This is a genomic window from Tautonia plasticadhaerens (genome assembly GCF_007752535.1).
GTDB classification, from domain to species: domain Bacteria; phylum Planctomycetota; class Planctomycetia; order Isosphaerales; family Isosphaeraceae; genus Tautonia; species Tautonia plasticadhaerens.
This window is the reverse complement of sequence record NZ_CP036426.1, coordinates 5,067,328-5,082,814: the sequence shown is the minus strand read 5'-3', so window position 1 is coordinate 5,082,814 and position 15,487 is coordinate 5,067,328. Positions and strand designations below refer to the sequence as shown.

General features: G+C 69.6%; 14 protein-coding genes, 1 tRNA gene and 1 pseudogene. 5 read left to right on the top strand and 11 right to left on the bottom strand.

Annotated features, from left to right (window positions below):
* Window positions 1–110: 110 nt before the first annotated feature.
* The 3 genes from ElP_RS20270 to ElP_RS20260 all read right to left on the bottom strand — a co-directional run bounded on the left by ElP_RS20270 (window position 111) and on the right by ElP_RS20260 (window position 3,845).
* Window positions 111–1,118, bottom strand: coding sequence for a methyltransferase domain-containing protein (locus tag ElP_RS20270; RefSeq protein WP_145272358.1), 1,008 nt, complete (start codon window positions 1,116–1,118; stop codon window positions 111–113).
* Window positions 1,115–1,975 (bottom strand): inositol monophosphatase family protein, encoded by an 861-nt coding sequence (locus tag ElP_RS20265; RefSeq protein ID WP_197446209.1) that lies wholly within the window; start codon window positions 1,973–1,975, stop codon window positions 1,115–1,117. The genes ElP_RS20270 and ElP_RS20265 overlap by 4 nt, the downstream gene beginning before the upstream one ends.
* A 706-nt stretch (window positions 1,976–2,681) precedes the next feature.
* Window positions 2,682–3,845: an IS256 family transposase gene (locus tag ElP_RS20260; protein WP_145272354.1), complete on the bottom strand. Its 1,164-nt coding sequence runs from the start codon at window positions 3,843–3,845 to the stop codon at window positions 2,682–2,684.
* 727 nt (window positions 3,846–4,572) lie between these two features.
* Here ElP_RS20260 and ElP_RS41265 point away from each other — a divergent pair.
* Both ElP_RS41265 and ElP_RS39835 read left to right on the top strand, forming a co-directional pair.
* Window positions 4,573–5,310, top strand: a pseudogene (locus ElP_RS41265) (transposase); the annotation flags it as partial.
* 52 nt (window positions 5,311–5,362) lie between these two features.
* Window positions 5,363–5,755, top strand: a complete 393-nt coding sequence (locus tag ElP_RS39835) for a hypothetical protein (RefSeq protein ID WP_231749194.1) — start codon at window positions 5,363–5,365, stop codon at window positions 5,753–5,755.
* Window positions 5,756–5,943: 188 nt separating this feature from the next.
* On the opposite strand, the gene ElP_RS20250 is transcribed toward ElP_RS39835, so the two are convergent.
* A protein-coding gene (locus ElP_RS20250) for an IS5 family transposase (protein ID WP_197446208.1) occupies window positions 5,944–6,752 on the bottom strand; the annotation gives its coding sequence in 2 pieces (ribosomal slippage) (window positions 5,944–6,404 and window positions 6,404–6,752; 810 coding nt in all).
* A gap of 94 nt (window positions 6,753–6,846) precedes the next feature.
* Between ElP_RS20250 and ElP_RS20245 the strand changes: the two genes are divergently transcribed.
* Entirely contained in the window at window positions 6,847–8,118 is a 1,272-nt protein-coding gene (locus tag ElP_RS20245; RefSeq protein ID WP_145267817.1) for an IS701 family transposase, read from the top strand.
* Window positions 8,119–8,747: 629 nt separating this feature from the next.
* Here ElP_RS20245 and ElP_RS37420 read toward each other — a convergent pair.
* Both ElP_RS37420 and ElP_RS20240 read right to left on the bottom strand, forming a co-directional pair.
* Window positions 8,748–8,861: transfer RNA gene (locus ElP_RS37420), tRNA-OTHER, on the bottom strand.
* A 504-nt stretch (window positions 8,862–9,365) separates the two neighbouring features.
* The gene (locus tag ElP_RS20240) at window positions 9,366–10,124 is read right to left on the bottom strand and encodes an SDR family oxidoreductase (RefSeq protein WP_145272350.1); all 759 of its coding nucleotides are present in this window, start codon (window positions 10,122–10,124) and stop codon (window positions 9,366–9,368) included.
* Here ElP_RS20240 and ElP_RS20235 point away from each other — a divergent pair.
* Together ElP_RS20235 and ElP_RS20230 are read left to right on the top strand one after the other, a co-directional pair.
* Window positions 10,115–10,732, top strand: coding sequence for a DUF2891 family protein (locus ElP_RS20235; protein WP_145272348.1), 618 nt, complete (start codon window positions 10,115–10,117; stop codon window positions 10,730–10,732). The two genes, ElP_RS20240 and ElP_RS20235, sit on opposite strands and share 10 nt — an antisense overlap.
* Before the next feature lie 115 nt (window positions 10,733–10,847).
* The gene (locus ElP_RS20230; RefSeq protein ID WP_145272346.1) at window positions 10,848–11,795 is read left to right on the top strand and encodes an MBL fold metallo-hydrolase; all 948 of its coding nucleotides are present in this window, start codon (window positions 10,848–10,850) and stop codon (window positions 11,793–11,795) included.
* A gap of 633 nt (window positions 11,796–12,428) precedes the next feature.
* Here the strand turns inward: ElP_RS20230 and ElP_RS20225 are convergent.
* From ElP_RS20225 to ElP_RS20215, 5 genes are all read right to left on the bottom strand, one after another.
* Entirely contained in the window at window positions 12,429–12,947 is a 519-nt protein-coding gene (locus ElP_RS20225; protein WP_145272344.1) for a hypothetical protein, read from the bottom strand.
* A gap of 23 nt (window positions 12,948–12,970) precedes the next feature.
* A protein-coding gene (locus ElP_RS20220; RefSeq protein ID WP_145268065.1) for an IS630 family transposase occupies window positions 12,971–14,103 on the bottom strand; the annotation gives its coding sequence in 2 pieces (ribosomal slippage) (window positions 12,971–13,665 and window positions 13,665–14,103; 1,134 coding nt in all).
* Window positions 14,104–14,421: 318 nt separating this feature from the next.
* Entirely contained in the window at window positions 14,422–14,547 is a 126-nt protein-coding gene (locus tag ElP_RS40725) for a hypothetical protein (protein ID WP_261344371.1), read from the bottom strand.
* A 106-nt stretch (window positions 14,548–14,653) separates the two neighbouring features.
* Window positions 14,654–14,824, bottom strand: a complete 171-nt coding sequence (locus ElP_RS38395; RefSeq protein WP_197446207.1) for a hypothetical protein — start codon at window positions 14,822–14,824, stop codon at window positions 14,654–14,656.
* A gap of 115 nt (window positions 14,825–14,939) precedes the next feature.
* Complete coding sequence (locus ElP_RS20215) at window positions 14,940–15,416, bottom strand: sugar phosphate isomerase/epimerase family protein (RefSeq protein ID WP_197446206.1); 477 nt, start codon at window positions 15,414–15,416, stop codon at window positions 14,940–14,942.
* Window positions 15,417–15,487: the final 71 nt, after the last annotated feature.

Here is a 15,487-nt window from a genome sequence, read left to right as displayed (position 1 = left end):
GTCGGGGGCATCTCGGGTGCGAGTCGGTGGCCGGGCGATCCGGGCCCGAGCGATCGGCCGGCGGGGGGGCGGCGTGTCGCCGCCTGCGGCCAGGGGGGCCGGCGGGGGACCTATTCCGTGGGGAGCTTCCGGGCGATGACCCTCAGGTGGGAGCTGAGCCGTTGCTCCTGGATGAAGGCCTGGAAGCGCTCGAGGCAGGAGGAGTCGCGATGCGACAGGATGTATTCGAGGAACCGGGGCAGTTGCACCCCGCTGCGATCGTGGAGCCGGCGGACGATCTGGAGGTCGAGCTGCCCGGGCGTGCTGATCTCGACGGCCTCGAACCCGGTGCGGTCCAGGAGCGTCTGCATCCCCTCGACCGAGGGGAGGTTGATGTGCTCGGCCGGGAAGACATCGGCGTGCTCCCAGAGCACCTGGACGTCGAACCCGCTGCCGGCCCGGGCCGTGGCGACGAGGATGCCCCCCGGGGCCAGGACCCGTCGGGCCTCGGCCAGGAAGGCGGGGAGGTCGCGCTCGTGCTCCAGGATCTCGAAGGCCGAGACGAGCCGGGCCGAGTCGGGTCCCAGGTCCGACAGGCTGCCGAAGGTCTCCTGGTCGGTCCCACCGAAGGCTTCGAACGGGGGAAGCGGGGCGACGGCCGCTACTGGCGACACGCCCCGGCGCGCAAGCCGGTCGATCGCCACCGGCGACCTCGGGCCGACCTGGGCGACCCAGCCCTCGACGCGGGCCCGGCCGGCCTGGTCTTCCATCAGCTCGGCATGGCCCAGGGCGAGGTCGTTCAGCCGCCCCCGAATGCTCCCAAGGTACCCCGGGTCGGATCGGAACCGGGCCGCGGGAGACTCGTGCAGGTACCATCGCATCTGCCCGGCCGAGGGCCGGTGCAAGGCCCAGAGGGAGCGGCAGTCGCGGCACTCGGAGTAGTCGTACCCGTGCCGGGAGAACGCCCCGGCAAGCGCCGTCGAGCCGCAGGCCGGGCAGCGGGACAGCCGCTCCGACCCGGCCGGACTCGCTAGCATATCCCGCGCCGCAGCCACGCTCCGATCGACGAGGGTGTCGAACGCCCCGGGGGGCCTCGCCTCGGATTCCTGCAGCGATTCGTTGACGATGACGTGCTTCACGGCCCCTCCCCGTCGCCGGGGACCCTGGCCCCGGACTCACCAAGCATACCGAGAATCTGCTCGACCGTGACATCATCGCCGGCGAGGCTGCCAACGCGGGCCCCGGCCCACAGTGGGCTGTCCGGGGGGATCGGGAAGACCGGCTCGCCCCGCAGGCCCGAGTACCGTCGGCCCGACTCGGCCACGATCAGCGCCCCGGCGGCGTCGTCCCAGAGCTTGGCCTCGACGCTGGCCGCCAGGCGAAGCCGGCCGGCCGCCACATAGCAGAGGTGCAACGCCTGGCTGCCGAGGATGCGGATCTTCCCGAATCGTCGGATGACCTCGGCCAGCATCTCCCCCCTCGAGCATGCCAGGGCCCATTCGATGAAGCCGGTGCTCAGGCCGACCGGGAGCACGCAGGAACGATCGGCAGATGGTCCCATTAGGGAGCCATTTAGCGTCGCCCCGCCCCCCCGGACGGCCCTGAATTGCTCGTCATGGACCGGGTCGTAGACCCAGCCGATCACCGGAGAACCATGCCGGAACAGCGCCAGCGACACCGAGAAGCACGGGTGCCCCGCCGCGAAGTTGACGGTCCCGTCCAGCGGATCGATGATCCAGCAATACCCGGACTCGCCCTCGCCCCTCCTCAGCCCCCGCTCCTCTCCGATCATATCATGAGAGGGGAAGGACCGCGACAACCTCTCGGCGAACATCGATTCGACGGCATGGTCGGCCTCGGTGACGAGGTCGAACGGCCCCTTCGCGGAGGATAAGGATCGTCCCAGATGGCTCCTCAAGAGTTCCCCGGCATCCTTCATCACCGCATCGCCGAAATCCAGGAACGGAGTGGGGTCATCCTCCTCTGATCGATCCATTGTTGAACGAACTCTTTGATGGATGCTGGAGGGGAGCCAAGTGGGCGATCGACCTGACCGCGAAGGCATGATGACGTCACGCCGGTCGTCGGAAGCAGCGGCGGTCCGGCTGGAAATCGAGGTTATCCGGCGGCCAACCGCTGAACAAGGCCCAGACCCAACAGTGACATTGGTGGCGAATTCCATATTCCTTCCTGGCATGCAGTTGTGAGAGGATCCTGGTCAGACCGAGTCGAGCCCCGGCGACTCCTCCGGACCCCCTGGCCCACGAGCACCTCCCGTGTCACTCCAGCCCCGACCGGACCTCACGATCCCCGATGAGACGAGACCCGGCGTGTCGCCCACGCCTCCTTCCTCAAGGGCACGCCCTACCTCCGCATCGCCGATGAGCTCGGACCAATCTTCCGCGACGACCAGTTCGCCGCGCTCTCTTCCCTACTCGCGGCCGACCGCCTTGCCTGCCCGGCTCACCAAGATGCACTGAAAACATCGGCCCTCTGGCCTGGTGGCCCGCAGGGCTTCCCCCGTCCTTTACCCTCGTCCTTCTTCCGAAACATGTCGACCGCAAGCTGGGCGACCCTGATCACCCGAAGCCAATTGTTCCTCGAACTCGCCTGCCTCCTGCCAGTTACCATTGGGTCTCGGGCTCGACCAGCATGATTGTGCAAACTTGTTTCTGTAAAAACCCGGCCTGAAGGCGGACAGGTCAGCCCGGTCCCATCGTCAAGTATCTCCGTCCCGTCTCCCAATCCTCACTGATCTCCATCAACACGGCACTGACCAGCCGCAGGGCCGACCCCTCGTTCGGGAACAGCCCCGCCACCTGCGTCCGCCGGCTCACCTCCTCGTTCAGTCGCTCCGGCATGTTGCTCGTCCGCAATCGCCTGCGGTGGCCCGAGGGCAGCGTGAAGATGGTCAGCCCCTCCGGCACGTTCTGCTCCAGCCACTCGGCCAGCCTCGGGGCCACGGCCCGGTACTTCTTCACCGCCAGGTCAAGTTGCCGGTCGGCCTCGCTGCGATCCGGGGCGTCGAAGACCGCCCGCAGGCCGGCGGTGACCTCCGGCTGCATCGATGGCTTCGGCACGTAGGCCAGGGCGTTCTTCTGCAGGTGGAACTGGCACCGCTGCCACGGCACGCCGGTCAGCCGGGCGGCCAGGGCCTCCTTCAGCCCGGCGTGGGCGTCGCTGGTGACCATCTTGACCCCGTGCAGCCCACGGGCCTGCAGCGAGGCCAGGAACTCCCGCCAGTGGACCTCCGCCTCGGACATCGAGACGCTCACCCCCAGGATCGACCGCCGACCCTGCGGGTCGATGCCGATGGCCACGAGCACGGCACAGGAGACGATCGAGCCGCCGAGGCGGACCTTCTCATAGCGGGCATCGAGGATCAGGTACGGCGTCTCCCCCAGCGGGCGGGATCGCCACTTCTGCAACTCCTCGTCCAGGGCGGCGGCGGCCCGACTGACCTGGCCGCTGGTGACCTCCAGGCCGCAGAGCTTCTCGGTGATGGCGGCCACCTTGCGGGTCGAGACGCCCTGGACGTACATCTCGGCCACGGCCAGCTTCAAGGCCCGCTCGCTGCGGACGCCCTTCTCCAACGCCGAGGGGTAGAAGTCGATGCCTCGGGTCTGGGGCACCCGGACGGTGACCGGCCCCATCCGGGTGTGCAGCGTCTTGGGCTTGAAGCCATTGGCGTAGCCGTTGCGGTGCTCGGATCGCTGGTAGGGGGCGGCCCCGAGGGCGTGCGTCCGCTCCCGCTTCATGACCTCGTCGAGCAGGACGCCGATAGCCTGGGCCATGCCGTCGAAGCCGTGCTCGGCCAGCAGTTCCAGGATCTCGCCGAGGGCGGTAGGTTGATCGTGGTGGGTCATCGTCGGTGGTCTCCCTTGGTTCGGTTGGCACCTTCCAGGGGAACCGGCGGTGACCTGCCGCTTCAAGCCGAGTCCCCGCCGGGGCGGGCGGGGAATTTACAGAAACCAGGATGCACTATCACCAGCATGTCCGCTCAGGGGAATGTCTGAAGCGCGCTTCTGGGGTTGGACCAGTTAAGGGCCCCCCTAATGGTACTTCGACAGGATCTGCTTGTATATATGGACATGCCTTGCAAATGAAATTCTTGCGTGAATGTTAACAAGAATGATTGGGTGCATTCTGATTTGCCGTGGGCATGCTTCGCCTTCCCGGGCATGAGACAGACTCAGAGGGCTCGGTCAGCATAAGTGCTATGACTCCCAAAGTCGAGGCAGCTTGGATGTCCTCCCACGCACGGCCGTCTTTGAGCAGCGGCTCGTAGGGATCACCGGCAGTCCGTCGCGCACTTCCCGAAGCAGTCTGATATGAGATGGCGGTCCGCCGAAGCCGCACGCCACCGCCGCCAGGACTAGGTTCCGGTGCCGGCCCGAGCCGTAGACTTGGGGCCCACCCTGGTCTCGCCAAGGATCGGCCCGTGTTTCTTCAGTCCTGGATCGGCCCCCGCCGCGCAATCAGTAAACACTTTATTTAATTAAGCTCGACTGATGCAGATTACGGTGGGCCGCCTCGGCGGAAGCTTGGGGAGTCGCACACGCACCCCAGCCCACCGACCGAGGACGACCCCCGATGACTATACCCCCCGAGGCTCGTCCGCTGCTCGATGCGCTCGCCTGTGTCTTCACGCAACCAACGCCCCACCGCTTCGTCATCCTCTTCGGCTCGGCGATTCTCACCACCGGGCGGCGCACCGTCGCCGACATCCTCCGCCCCGCTGACCCGGGGGCATCCGACCACCTACCAGCTGGACCCTCCTCCGCCGAGTGGTCCGCCCTCCGGCTGGCCTGCCAGACGTGCCGCCTCGTCCTGGCCCCGGTGCCGGCCGATCAGGCCGTCATCCTGGTCGGCGATGACACCGCCGGTGGCCATCCCGGTCGTCGGGTCTACGGCGAGGCCCGCCAGCGGGATCCGGTCCCCTCCGGCCACGGCTACACCGCCTGGCGGTACGGCCACCCCCGGGTCGTCCTCGCCATGATCGTCCGCTTCCCGTGGGCGACCCGGCCCTGGGCCCTATCGGTGCTGGCGGACCCGGACCGTAGCGAGGAGGGCGACCGGGAGCGGTGTCGCCCCCACCGTACCCCGGCCCGAATCATGGCCACGCTGTCGCAAGTCATGCTCGGCGGGTCCCCCGACCGGGAGTCCGTCTTCGTGGGCGACTCGGGCTACGGCGCGCACGAGCTGGCCCGGTTCGCCCACCGCCTACGGGGCCACCTCTGCCTCGTCAGCGAGCCGCACCCCGAGGCCAACCTCTTCGACCCGCCCCCGCCGTACGGGGGGCAAGGGACGGCCCCCGGTCAAGGGACCTCGACGCCCCAAGCCCAGGCAGGCGGTCGAGGCCGCCACGCTTCAGGCCCTGACGGTGGCCTGGTACGGCGGAGGCGAGCGGCAGGCGGGGGTGGCCGCCGGCACGGGGCACTGGTACAAGGCCGGCGAGAAGCTGATACCCCTGACGTGGACCTCCGTGCGAGACGAGACCGGGACGCACCGGGACGAATACTTCTACAGCACCGACCCGACGATGACGGCGGCGGCGATGATCGCCGCCTACCACGGTCGCTGGGACCTGGAGACCACCTTCCAGGAGGCGCGTCGCTTGCTCGGACTGGAGAGCACCAAGGGCTGGTGTCGGCGGACGGTGCCCGAGCCGCCCCGCGCTTGCCGGGGCTGTACACGGTCGTCGCCCTGCTGTACCAGTGCCCGCCCGAGGCAGAGCGATCGGGTCGCGTCGAGTGTCCGGGCAAGGCGGGCATGACGTCCTCGGACGCCTTGACCTCGGTGCGTCGCCGGCTGGGGCGGGAGTGGGTTTCCCCACGGGCGGGCGGCTGCACGGCCCTCGATCAACTCCCCGAGGCGCCGCACAAGGCCCTCTTCTACGCCCTGGCTCCGGCAGCGTAGCCCACGGCATTCCGCATCAGTCGAGCTAACAGACTGTTGGGAAAGCTATCGACGCGGAGGTTTTCTCGCGAGACGGCGGGCCATCAGATGGATCATCGCCAGCTTGACGAACGCCTCGCTCCTGGAGCAGGTCTCCTCGTAGTCCTTCGAGAGCCGACGCCATCGGCCCAGCCAGGCGAAGGTCCGCTCGACCCGCCAGCGGAACGGCAGCACCTCGAAACGCTCGGCGCCGGGCCGCTTGGCCACCACCTTCAGGCGCAGCTTGTTCCGGGGGCGAAGCGACGCGACCCACTCGGCGATCCCGCCGTTGTAGATCGCGTCGGCGACGATCAGCTGCAGGCGGCCGAAGCGATGCCGAAGCGGCTCCAGCAGCAGCCGGGCCCCGTCGCGGTCCTGCACGTCGGCCGGGTGGACGACCACGGCCAGGATCAGGCCGAGCGTGTCCACCAGGATATGCCGCTTGCGGCCGTGGACCTGCTCGCCCGCGTCGTAGCCGCGGGGCCCCCCTTTTCCGTCGTCTTGACCGACTGGGAGTCGATGATCGCCGCCGAGGGCTGCCGTTGCCGGCCCGCGGCCCGCCGCGCGTCGCCGCGGAGCAGGTCCATGAGGCAATCGAAGGTGCCGTCCCGCTTCCAGATGCGGAAGTACCAATACACGGTGGCCCAGGGGGGCAGGTCGTGGGGCATGGCCCGCCACTGGCAGCCGGTGCGGGCGACGTACAGCAGGCCGTTGACGATCTCGCGCCGCTCGTGCTTGGCGGGGCGGCCGCCAGGCTTGGGGGCCGGGATGACGCGCTCGACCTGGGCCCACTCGGCGTGGCTCAGGTCACTCGGGTAGGCGGCTCGTGTGTCCATGCCGGAAGGCTAGGTCACGCTTTCCCAACACGCTGTAATACTACTCCGTTAGCCACTACGAACCAGCCCCGGGGTCTTGTTCGTACCAGGTGGTATGAGCAAGACCTACACCCCCGAACTCGACCCCGAGGCCCTCTCACGCCTCGACGCCTACGCCGCCCGCTTCCGCGACGCCTTCGCCCTCGATCGGCCCGCCCGCTGGTGCCCGGTCTATCTCCGCGGCCTGATCACCGACGGCGAGCGCAAGAGCATCGAGCCGCTCTCCCGACGCGTCCCCCTGCCGCCCGAGCTGGCCGTCAAGGACCCCGAGCAGGCGCTGCAGCAGTTCGTCAGCCAGAGCCCCTGGGACGAGCAGGCGGCCTGGAAGCGCTACAGGGCCGTCATGGCCGAGTGCTTCGCCGACCCGGCCGGCATCTTCGTCATCGACGACACGACCTTCCCCAAGCAGGGCAAGCACTCCGTCGGGGTGCAGCGTCAGCACTGCGGCGCGCTGGGCAAGAAGGCCAACTGCCAGTGCGCCGTCTCGGTGCACTACGTCAGCCCGAAGGGGCACTGCCCGCTCGACCTGCGGCTGTACCTGCCGGAGAGCTGGCTGGGGGACGAGGCGCGCCTCGACCGGGCGGGCGTGCCCGAGCCGGAGCGGCGGATGCTGACCAAGGGGCAGATCGCCTTGGAGCTGCTGGACCGGGTCCGTGGCGAGGGGCTGCCGGGGCAGCTGGTGCTGGCCGACGCCGGCTACGGCGTCTCCGGGCCGTCCCGCGCCGGCCTGGCCGAGCGTGGCCTGCACTATATCGTCGGCGTCACCGACGAGTTGGTGGTCTTCACCGAGGAGCCCCGGTGGATCGAGCCGACGGCCGCGACGGGCGGCCGCCCGCAGAAGCGGCCCCGCCTGGCCGAGGGATCCCCCCGGCCGGTCAGCCTGAGGGAGCTGGCCTCGCGGACGCCGCGGCGGAAGGTCACCTGGCGCGAAGGGACGAAGGGCCCGATGTCGGGCCGCTTCGCCTGGCTGCGGGTCTGGCCGGGGCACGGCTGGGCCACCGGCGACTGTGCCGGCGAGGAGCCGCTCTGGCTGCTGATCGAGGAGCAGGCCGACGGCAAGCTCAAGTACGCCTTCAGCGACCTGCCGGCGGGCACCAGCCGCCTGCGGGCAGTGCGGCTGTGGCGGAGCCGCTGGCCGGTGGAGCAGGGCTACCAGCAGATGAAGGAGGAACTCGGGCTGGACCACTTCGAGGGCCGCTCCTGGCGCGGGTTCCACCACCACGCCTGCCTGGTGATGCTGGCCTACGGCTTCCTGGCACTCGAGCAGCGGCGAGCCCGCCGGGGTCGACCCCGGCCGGGCAAAAGGGGGGGCGCCGAGGTCCGGTGATCACGCTGCCGTCGATCCGCCGGGCCCTGCAACGCCTGCTGGCCCCGATCTGCCGGCACGACTGCCCCTACTGCCGGGGACTCGTCGACCCACCTCCCGAGCAACTAACGGAGTAGTAGTAAGAGAGACCGTTAATCCGAGGCGCGAACGCGAGTCGCGGTCGGCCCTCCACAGCGAGAGCTGATCGGTCAGGACGAACTCGGCCTACCCCACAGGCTGCACCAATCCCGCCGGCAACACGTCGCCAACTGCCCGTTCCTTCCGGCGCGTGGGGGAGATCAGAGGGGGTACCGGCCAGATATGGACCGGCGGCACCTTCGACATGCCCGCGAGGGGACCCGATCCGGCCCCCGGCCCGAGCGATTCCTCGACCTCCGAAGCCCTTCGGACATCCCGTGTCCGAACCGTCCCGAGGGCGGCCCTCGGCTGTCGGTCACGGCCGCGGGACGGGCCGCGGCGCATACGCCTTCCCATACGCCTACCGATCCGCCGACATGCGACCGGATGCGACGGGATGCGACAAGCGAGGGGTGATCCGGGCCGGTCCCGGCGGCCGGACCGGAAACGCCGAGAGCCGCGTCCCGGACGCGGCTCTCGGCATAAGGATCGCCGTCTCAACGGCTTGCTAGCGGAGGAGGTGGGATTCGAACCCACGGTACCGGTTGCCCGGTACACCGGTTTTCGAGACCGGCCCACGACGACCACCAGACACCGCGAATCACGGCATTTTCTACATCCCGTCCGCTCACTGGGGGGCGTGCATACGCCTTCCCATACGCCTATTCTGCAGCCGACGCAGACCAGCCCGTCATTCAGTTTGGGCGACCTTCCTCGCGTCGACTCCAGCCTTCGTGGATGCTCCATAGTTGAGGTGCCCCCTCCACCCCCTACCCGGGGTGAGACGGCGGCCCGAACGGGACCCCCTCGCAGCTAACCGTCGGGCCGAAGCCGCCCCGGAACGCCTGTCGCCCGTGCATCTCCTCGGTGAGGTCGGGGGGGCTGACGAATGGTAAGCGTCTCGACCTTCTCGTCGCGACGCGAAGTCCGAAGGAAGGCGGGGCGATCGACAGCCCACCGAAGGTCCAGGCCGCCAGACCCGCGTGTCCTCGCCATCCAGCCTGCGCCAGATCCTCGAGCAGCGGGTTGACAGGGACTCGATCGCCTCGTCACCGAGGGACCCGCCGGGCTCCGTTCCCCAGGGCCGCCGACCCCGCCGGACGTCGATCGAGGCGCCACGACCACTGCCGTCAGCCCCGGCCGACGAACGGCATCCCGGTGGCCATCACGGTCAGGAACAGGACGTTGGCGTCCAGGGGCAATCCGGACATGTACACGACCGCCCGCGCGACGTGCCCCGTGTCGATCGTCGGCTCGACGGCCACCGAACCGTCCGCCTGCCGGACTCCTTCCTTCATCCGGGCCGTCATCTCGGTGTCCGCATTGCCGACGTCGATCTGGCCGCAGGCGATATCGTACCTCCGCCCGTCGAGGGCGGTCGAGCGGGTCAGCCCCGTGATCGCGTGCTTGGCCGACGTGTAGGGCGCCGAGTCCGGGCGCGGCACCCTGGCCGAGACGGACCCGTTGTTGATGATGCGGCCGCCCCGCGGCGACTGGCCCTTCATCAGGCGGAACGCCTCCCGGATGCAGAGGAACGCGCCGGTCAGGTTGACGTCGATGACCCGCCGCCACTGCTCGATTGTCAGGTCCTCGAGCGGGACCGCCGGGGCGCCGGTCCCGGCGTTGTTGAACAGTACGTCGATCCGGCCGAAGGCCCTGGTCGTCGCCTCGAAGAGCTCCCGGACGGATTCGGGGTCGGTCACGTCGGTCGGGACGACGAGGGTGCGTGGGCCGGACGGCCCCGCCTGGGCGGCGGTCTCCTCGAGGGCCTCGGGGCGGCGTCCGGCGAGCACGACCGAGTAGCCCTCGTGCAGCAGGGCGAGGGCCGTCGCCCGACCGATCCCCGAGCCGGCCCCCGTGACGATCACCGACTTGCCGGTTGGCTTCATCGCACCGACTCCTTCGAACAGGGATTCTCGAAGCTGCGCCCGGTGGAGTATCGGCCGGTCGATCGAGCCGCTCCGGCGACCACCCCAACACGACGTTCGGCCTGGCATCCGCCCACGATTATGCCCGGGTTGTCGGCGACGAGCCCATGGCGGCCCTGGTCGCGGAGCGGACGCGGGCCTCATTCGGCGCCGACGCCCCGGCTGGCTGGGAGCCCAGCAGCGGGGCCGACTTCTTCTCGCCGGTCCTCATGGAGGCCGACCTGATGCGGCGGGTCCTGCCGCCCGAGGAATTCTGGGCCTGGTTCGATCGACTCCTACCGGGTGCGGCCGCGGGCCGTCCGGCGTCGCTGTTCGCGCCGGCCGAGGTGACGGACCGGACGGACCCACAGCTGGTCCACCCGGACGGCCTGAACCTGAGCCGGGCCTGGTGCATGCGGAGCATCGCGGCGGACCTGCCGGACGGCGACCCGGCCCGCGAGGGGCTGGCCGCGTCGGCGGCCCTCCACGCCGAAGCGGCCCTGGGGCACGTGGTCGGCGGCGACTACGCCGGCGAGCACTGGCTGGCCTCGTTCACCGTCTACCTGTTGACGACGCCGGGGCTGGATTGACCGGGGCCTGGCGGTCCGGCGTCGTCGTCCGGGCGGGGAGTCGCCCCACCTCGGGCCATCGAGCGGGTATCATCGAGGTGCCCACGGGCATCGTCCTCCGCCGAAGGGACCGACCATGAATAGCTCCCGGGCCATCGCAGCGGCCGTCTCCCTCCTCCTCCACGTGCCGATCGCCCTCGGCCAGCAGCGGCCCGAGGGGCAGATCCCCGCGCCGCCGATCCTCGACGAGATCAAGGCCCACAACTCCGGCACGGCCGTGTGGTGGACCGGGCACAACGGCTGGCTCATCAAGGCCGGCGACACCCTGATCGGCACCGACCTGGCCACCGAGGACCCGGGCCGGCTCCACCGCTCCCCCATCACGGCGGCGGAGCTGGCCCCGCTGCTCGACATCGCCTTCGTCACTCACGGGCACGGCGACCATTTCAATCGGGAGACCTGCCGCATCCTCGCCGAGCGGGGCGATTGCGCCTTCGTCATGCCGGCCAACTGCGTTGCGGAGGCCCGACGCATCGGCATCCCGGAGGCCCGGATCGAGGTCGCCCGGCCGCGCGAGCCGTTCGAGCTGCAGGGCCTGCGAGTCACGCCGCTGCGCGCCATCCACGGCAACGGCCGGTTCGCCGTCTACCACGAGGCGAACCTGGAGGACTGCGGCTACCTGATCGAGCTCGGGGGCGTGACGGTCCTCCAGCCGGGCGACTCGGTGCTGCTGGAGGACCACCTGTTCCTGGATCACGTCGACGTGCTGCTCTTCTCTCCGACCGAACACAACATGCACGTCGACCCGTCGGTGATCCTGATAAACGAGCTGGAGCCCGATTACATCCTGCCGCAGCACCGCGACACCTATCGCGTGACGCCCGAGAACCGATTCTGGACCGTCGGCTACCCGCATGAGGTGCGCCTGCGGTTGTCGGGGCCGCTGCAGGAGCGGTACCACATCCTCGAGCAGGGCGAGAAGCTGGTGATCGAGGTGGGTGCGCGGGCCGCCCCTCCGGGATCCACGACGACGGAGACGGTCCCGGCCGACCGATCAAGGCCGCAACCGGCTGAGGTCCCGTGAGAGGCTGCGGGGCGCGGATCGGGGCGTCGCCCCCCCGGGATCGGAGTCCCGGCGGGCCGCGGTTGCCGAGGTCGGGGGCATGTTGACGCCTGGACTTGGGATCGGCGACGGATTGCCGGGCCGACGGCAGCGGGTCGGCGGATCGGGGCCCTTGTGGCGTTTCCGGCACCGAGCGGGGAGCCGCGCCGGGGGAAGGGGCCGTTCCTCCGCCCTCATCTTGCAGGATTGACTGCGGCTTCGGCGAGGAGGCGCGGCCATCAGGTCGCTTCCTCGAACGGTCATGGCCGACCACCGGTCATGTCGTGACGTCCCTCTCGAGCGTCGCCCCCGGCGACGACTGATGTCGTCCCCCGTCCTCAGCCGTCCCTGTCGGGGCCGGGACCCTGGGGACCGACTCGGCGTGCCTCGGTTATGCTCGGAAGTTCACCACGAGCCTACCGTCCCTCCGGGGCCATGAATGCGCCGACGCCGTGGCCGCCGAACCGGGCACAGGCCTGGTTGGACTTCTTGAAATGGCCTGTCCCCGGGTTGACGAGCCGGGGCGGGCGGCGGACGAGCCACGGACTCCGGACTCGGCTCGATCGCGGGGCCTTGTGATCCGGTCCACCATCGGCATGAAATATGAGCTCGGGCTCACGGGATCCTGGTGACCAACGCCACCCAGTGGCCCTCCCCGGGCGCCTCGAGATCCAGGCGTCGGGTGCCGTCCGCCGGGCCGGCATCGCGCCAATCGCCGGCCTCGACGTCGAGCCACCGCACGCGGAACCGCCCGGCGGCCTCGCCCAGGTCCAGACCGACGCGGCCGCCGTCGGGGAAGTAGACGACGTATTGCTCACCCGGCTCGCAGGTCAGATATGCATCGTCCGGCACGCGATCGGAGAGTCGCCGGCCGGTCTCGTCCGGCTCGTAGCGGGTCAGGTCGCACTCGGCCTCCAGCATGCGGAAGGCGGCGAGGTGCCGCTTCGCCGTCGCGTCCAGGCCGATCCTCGAGTCCGGCCGGTGGAACCGGGCCGACGCCGCACCGCCGATCAGGCATCGCCAGAACCGCTCGACCCCGTCCCGCGTCGTGCCGTAGCGGCCGGCGTCCGCGCCGTAGATCTTCACGTGGTTGATCGGCCGGGGGGGCTCGGCGACCCGGTCGCGGACCCACATCAGGTTGTCCTAGTGGTCGTCCGCTATTGAGTTGCCGGGTATAGTCGGTGCAGTTTGATCCGGGCATCCGCCGTGGTGAACTGCCACCGAATGCCCACCATCCGCTCGTTGCGGTCCTCCTCCCACGCCGCGACCTCCCGCTTCAGTTCCTCGCTCGACCCGATCCGCCGGTCCAGGCACTGCCTCGCCAGCACCGACAGCTCGATCTCCGCCATGTTCAGCCAACTCCCGTGCTTCGGCGTGTGGTGGATCTCCAACTTCCCGGCGATCCGACGGGCCCGCTCCGGCGGGAACGCCTCGTACAGCGAGGCGATCTTGTGCGTGTTCAGGTTGTCCATCACCAGCACGACCTTCTCCGCCTCCTCGTGCACCTCCTCCACCAGCCAACGCACCACCTCGGCGAAGTCCAACGCCGTCCGACGCTCGGTGACGTGGACCGCACGCCACCCCAGCAGCGGCATCGTCACCATGAACAGGTTGGCCGTCCCGTTGCGGACGTATTCGTGATCGAACCGCTCGAGCCGCCCTGGCGCTGCCGGGATCGGCACGACCGTCTCGCCGATCAGTTGCTTGCTCGCCTCGTCGAGGCAGACCAGCGGTCGCGTCTCGTCGTAGGGCCGGTGGTAGACCTCCAGCACGTCCTCCATCGCCGCCACGAACTCGGCGTTCGCCTCCGGCGGGATGCACCACTGCTGCTTCAGATGCGGCCTCAGTTCGCTTTTTTCAAAGAGCGGCGCACCGTCTCGTCGGAGATCGAGGGGACGATCTCCAACTCGACGAGCTTGTCGGCCAGCAATCGCATCGTCCAGGCCTTGCGGCCGTCGGGGGGCTCCGAGCAGGCCAGGGCGATCAACTTCGCCTCGGCCCGGCCGTCGAGGGCCCGCTGGCGGCTGGGACGGGCCTGCGTCTTGCGGACCAGGGCGGCCTCCAGGCCCTGCTCGACGAACCGCTGGCGGACCCGCTCGATGGTGGCGACAGAGACCTCGACGGCCTCGGCGATGCGGTCGTCGGGCCAGGCGGGCCCGCCCTCGGCGGCATCAGCCTTGAGGAGGATGCGGGCATGGGCCAGTTTCAGAGCGGAGGCCTTGCCGGCGGAGATGAGATCGAGGAGGGCCTGGCGTTCGTCGGCGGTGAGCGTCACGATGTACTTCTTCATGTCGATGCTCCTGAAGCGGTTAGGGCTCCAGGAGAACCGATTGCAGCCCATCCCTCAAGTCGTCAGTGGCCGACCACTAGTGCTCCTGGCCAGAGTCGTGGTTGTTCTGGGAGACGTCGACGAAGTCGTACCGCCCCGGGTGGTCGAACGTCCGGGAGTGCCGTCCGCCCTTCACGTCGTGGTCGTCCCACATCTCGGTGATGAAGACCTCGACGCCCGCCTCCTCGGCACGCCTGCGGATGTGCTCGGCCCAGTAGGTCGACCACGCCTCGGCGCCGCTGGTCTCGTTGTCGATGCAGTAGAGGACGTTGGGGCGCTTCAGGGAGTAGGCCAGTAGCGGGGGTCCTCGGGCCAGAGCCGGATGCGTCCTGGTTCCCGATCATCGGCCACGGCATGAGGGGCGACGGCGAGCACGAATGCCAGGGGGCCGAACCACCGTGTCATCTCGATTCCTCCGGGTATTGCGTCGGCCTCGATGTCGAGTCGGATCCCGCCGGGATGGCCTCGTCCCGCGTGCGATCCCCTCTTCGGCGGGGGACGTCACCGGTGCTCAGTCGTGTCCCGGGTCGTCCCGCAACGTCTCGAGGTATTCTCGGCCCTGTCGTGCGGCATCCAGGGGGTCGGTGGCGCATTCGTTGAGCTCGACGACCCAGTCGACCGGATGCGCGAGGGCCCGGACGATGCGCGGGATGTCGAGCGTGCCCCGCCCAGGTGCCGTCATCGGCTCGCCGTGGACGGCCGGGCCGTCCTTTGGATCGAGCCGACCCGCGGCATCAATCCCCGGAACGCCTCCGCCGGGTCGACGCCGGCCGTCTGCGCCCAGTAGACGTCCAGCTTCAGGAGATGTCGGGGTGCAACAGCCCGTGGAGCAGCCGGGCCGGGAGCTCGCCCTCGACCGGCTCGAATTCCCACCAGTGGTTGTGGAGGCCGAAGCGGAGCCCGTGATCCCGGGCGATCACCCCGGCTTGGTTGCAGGCCGAGGCCAGGGCATGCACCCCGGCGAGGGAATCGAACCGCGGGTCGCGCGGCCAGCCGTGCCAGACGACCTTCGGGCATCGGAACGCGCGTGCGTCCCGCGTCAGCCGGTCGATGTTCGTGGGGATGGGCAGGTCGCCGTGGATCGAGACCACGGCCAGTTCGTAACGCGAGAGGCATTCGGCGAGGCGTCCCGGCGTCAGGCCCGGCGGCGGCGGGGCGACCTCGACGGCCCGGAAGCCGGCCGCCTTCACCCGGCGCAACGCCTCGTCCGCATCCGAGGCCATCGCGTCCCGGATCGTCCAGAGCTGCAGCGCGATGGCATGGTCGTGTTCCACGGCCGATCGATGGTCCGTCGATTGTCCTTCGGGGGCCGGCCCCGGTGCCGAGTCGGGTCGACGGCGTCGAG